This window comes from Runella zeae DSM 19591, from assembly GCF_000423565.1.
Classification (GTDB): domain Bacteria; phylum Bacteroidota; class Bacteroidia; order Cytophagales; family Spirosomataceae; genus Runella; species Runella zeae.
The window spans coordinates 1-3,664 of record NZ_AUIF01000096.1; the positions used below are offsets into that span (position 1 = coordinate 1).

The 3,664-nt window shown below is 35.6% G+C and carries 5 protein-coding genes; all 5 read right to left on the reverse strand.

Annotated elements, in window-relative coordinates:
* Positions 1 to 116: 116 nt before the first annotated feature.
* From G563_RS0118245 to G563_RS0118265, 5 genes are read right to left on the reverse strand one after another with little or no spacing between them, the layout of a single operon-like run.
* On the reverse strand, positions 117 to 902 hold the full coding sequence (locus G563_RS0118245; RefSeq protein ID WP_028666565.1) for an SH3 domain-containing protein: 786 nt from the start codon (positions 900 to 902) through the stop codon (positions 117 to 119).
* Positions 883 to 1,764: a glycoside hydrolase family 19 protein gene (locus G563_RS0118250; protein ID WP_169579781.1), complete on the reverse strand. Its 882-nt coding sequence runs from the start codon at positions 1,762 to 1,764 to the stop codon at positions 883 to 885. Before G563_RS0118250 ends, G563_RS0118245 begins: the two co-directional genes overlap by 20 nt.
* Before the next feature lie 4 nt (positions 1,765 to 1,768).
* On the reverse strand, positions 1,769 to 1,924 hold the full coding sequence (locus G563_RS38170) for a hypothetical protein (RefSeq protein ID WP_157585455.1): 156 nt from the start codon (positions 1,922 to 1,924) through the stop codon (positions 1,769 to 1,771).
* A 6-nt stretch (positions 1,925 to 1,930) separates the two neighbouring features.
* Positions 1,931 to 2,698 carry an SH3 domain-containing protein gene (locus G563_RS0118260; RefSeq protein WP_028666567.1) on the reverse strand — a complete coding sequence of 256 codons (768 nt, stop codon included), beginning with the start codon at positions 2,696 to 2,698 and terminating at the stop codon, positions 1,931 to 1,933.
* Positions 2,695 to 3,531, reverse strand: a complete 837-nt coding sequence (locus G563_RS0118265; RefSeq protein ID WP_169579782.1) for a glycoside hydrolase family 19 protein — start codon at positions 3,529 to 3,531, stop codon at positions 2,695 to 2,697. The genes G563_RS0118260 and G563_RS0118265 overlap by 4 nt, the downstream gene beginning before the upstream one ends.
* Positions 3,532 to 3,664 lie beyond the last annotated feature (133 nt).

Here is a 3,664-nt window from a genome sequence, read left to right on the forward strand (position 1 = left end):
TACTCAGCTAGGCGTTGGGCATTGGCTTCGGTATCAAGCGTAAAAACAAGCAAAAGTGTGCTGCCCCGAGAGATTAAAACCCGTTTGCTATTGTTAGGATTTGTTAATCGAATTAATTACAGTTTCTCAACATCGGATTCTCTTATCCAGCCTTCAATAGTTTTTCCGGTCCACACACCATTGTTTTCTGGATAGTACTTGATCTTTAGCCAATCTACTTTCTTTTCAATTATTTCTACTGGGTCATTTTTTAGAAGATACATTTTTGTTTTACTACGTGTATCATTAAAAATAGAGACTTTAGGGCTTGTTATAATTGAAAAGTTCTTATTCAAAAAAGCTTCTACTTTATACAGTTGTTTCTTGTTTTTTACCAGATTATAGACTATTAAATTGGGCAAATGATGTAGCTGCTCATGGCGGTCGATGTCTCTGCCGTTAAAACTGAAGGTAAAATAATTAGGACGACCTTTTTCGGGTGGTAACAATTCTTCTTCAATGGCATTTCCATTATAGAGCGCTGAACAACTTGGGCTGGCTTCTCGAAAATATTTGATGCTATCGTTGGGGGCTTGGGGATTAGGTCTATAAAAATACATTCGCGTTCCTACTGAATCCAAATCAGATAGTTTATAAATCTTCTTATCTTTTGACAACAAACCAATCAACATTGAATCTACATCAATATTTTTTGACTTATGCCAATAAAAAACATTAAACCTAATTCTGTTTTTGAAATATTTGATAGATGTAAAATTAGTATCATTACTCCCTCTAGGTGGAACAAACCACCACATTCCTTCAAAGTCTTTAAGATTTGAGGGGGTACCTACACTTTGCCCTAAGGTATTACTTGTTACCAAGAGCAAAACAATCATGAAGTTATTTCTTAAGTATTGCATACGCCTCGTTGGTATATTTTGCTCTGTGATCAATTCCATTTTCTGCACCATTTACTGCTATTGTTACTTTTCTTATTGCACTTTCATTCACTTCCTTTGCTAAATCATTTGTATTACCCGCTTTCCAAAAGGTAAGTGAAATGAGCATCGAAAAATCTAAATCATCTGCAATGGCATCCAAATTTTTATCACAATCACTACTTCTACACATAAAATCCTTTGTGCCCTTTCCATGCACTTCATCCCACTTGTTCTGAACCATTTTTTGGTAATTGGTTTGCCCAGTAATCTGAATAAACCCTCTACCTCTAAAACGATATCCATCGCCCGATTCTATTCCTCCATTATTTAACTGGCAAGCATACACAATATTGAAAAAATCAGGATCTCGGGGTAGTTCATCTACTATGTTGGCTCTAACTGTTTTGTTCATCTGCTTCATGAAAGTTATTGAGGCATAAAGGTCACTATAGCTGCCCGTGGGAACTACAATATCTTCGTCGCAATAGGGGTAAGGACAACCTGTACCGCTGGGAGAGTAGCCCTCGAAAATAGAACAATATTTTAGTACCTTATTACCGTCATGCGTTCTTATGGTTCGTGTTTTCTCTGCGGTCAAAATCCGTGATGCAGAATATGATTTCTCATCTAAACTTTTCAACTGCGTTTCAGCACCAATTTGTCCTATGAAGTGACTCATCTTTTCCGCATTATCTATCCCATACTCTGTAGAATATTTATTAATAATCTCTGCCACTTCATCACAGCGACTTTGGTCGGTTGTGGGAAAGATTTCTTTCAATTGAGCACCTGTAATGGGAAAGCTAGCAACAACAGGGGGTTTTATGGGGGCTGTTCCCAAATACTCAGACAAGCGTGGGGGTGGTCACCGTCAAGCCCGTGGATTGAAACGAGGTCGAAAACTGCGCCTTCACTTGCGGCAACGTCAATTCGTTGATAGCAGGATTGATTATCACATTGCTTTCTTCCACCCTCGTGTATACGCCAAGCGGGTTGACCATTAGATTTTAAGGGTTATTTACATCTGATTTCTTAATCCACCCTTCAACCATCCTTTTGCCATAATATCTGATTTTTAGCCATTCACCTTTCTCCTCTATAATCTCTACAATATCACCTTTGAGCAAATACATTTTGGTTACAATTTTCTTATCATTAAATATTTTAGATTGTTTTATCTTCAAAGTTTTATATCTATCTGGATTAATCTTTTGAATTTCAAACATTACTTCTCTAGGCACATTCTTTGCTAAATTATAGACATAACCTATTTGTGGCTGCCCTGGCGTCCAACCATATCCATATTGATTAAATGTATTTTTATTATAAAATTGATACGAATATAAATGAGCATCTGTATAGTTTTCATTTTCCATTGATAGATAAACTAAATAAAGCATTCTATCTTCTTTTGAAAAATCTAAAACACTATTTTCCAACAACAGCGTTTTATGCTTTTTTTCATTGAAAAAACTAGCCAATTCTTTATCATTTAATTCTTTTACAGACAATACATTAAAAATGGAATCTGAAAGAAAAAAATATTTATTTTTATGAATTTGACTTTCAAAATCATTACCATTAGAATAAAAATCAATATAATATACTTGATTTTTATCACTTAAAATAAACCTTTGCGCACCCATTTCTTTGTACAACAAAGACTTATCCAACTCCAATACAGAGCTCAATATATTATTTGCATTATTTTGACTAAAACAGAGATTTGTTATAATCAATAAAAACATTTGCGACACTTTTTTAATCAATTTCATTTCTTTAAAATTTCATATGTTTTTAGAAATAATTGCTTCCTTTTATTTGATTCTAGCAAACCATTATTAATTTTTTTAGTTAATTTATCATACTCATTTTGACTACAATTTTCATCCAATTTATCAGCTTCTTGGTTACAATCATTTTTAGCCCAAAACCATAATCCTGACAGAACATCAATATCTTTATCTTTAAAGCCTTCGTCTGGATCTGTTAGAACTTGTTTATAATCGTTATCAAATCCTTGCGAAATCAGCCATTTATTAAATGATTCGTACTGTTTTTTCCAAGTCAATTGCATGATGCCATGACCTCTATAACGATATCCATCACAGCTGTTTTCATCTCCATTCCCGCCTTCGCATCGGTAAACATAACAAAATAGATTTTTACCAGCTTCTGACTTCTCTACTTCTCCACCATCACAAATATATTTTTTGGGAACATCATTAATAGAAGACCAACCATTCTTCTTGATTTTTTGACTTTTTTGACTATCATCCGGCGCATCAGAGCAATCTTTATTGAAAGGTATTTCTTTCCAAGTTAATGAAAACCAGATACTCCAACCAGCACTCGCTTTTTTATAACAAGTACCCTCTCCACTTTTTTCTCCCATTGCTTTTAATTGGGCAGACTCCCATCCAATTTGCCCCAGAAAATGCGCCATCCTGAGCGGCGTATTAATCTCAAACTTATCGCTGTATTTATTAATAATCTCCGCTACTTCATCACAGCGACTTTGGTCGGTTGTGGGAAAAATCTCCTTCAACTGTGCACCACTGATAGGAAAGCTAGCGGCAACAGGTGGTTTTATGGGGGCTGTTCCCAAATACTCAGACAAGCGTTGGGGTGGTCACCGTCAAGCCCGTGGATTGAAACGAGGTCGAAAACTGCGCCTTCACTTGCGGCAACGTCAATTCGTTGATAGCAGGATTGACTATCACATTGCTTTCTTCCAGCGT

Bases quoted from the DNA above. Each gene is read 5' to 3' on its own strand.
- G563_RS0118245 (WP_028666565.1), bottom strand. From the start codon at position 902: ATGCAATACTTAAGAAATAACTTCATGATTGTTTTGCTCTTGGTAACA.
- G563_RS38170 (WP_157585455.1), bottom strand. From the start codon at position 1,924: ATGGTCAACCCGCTTGGCGTATACACGAGGGTGGAAGAAAGCAATGTG.
- G563_RS0118260 (WP_028666567.1), bottom strand. From the start codon at position 2,698: ATGAAATTGATTAAAAAAGTGTCGCAAATGTTTTTATTGATTATAACA.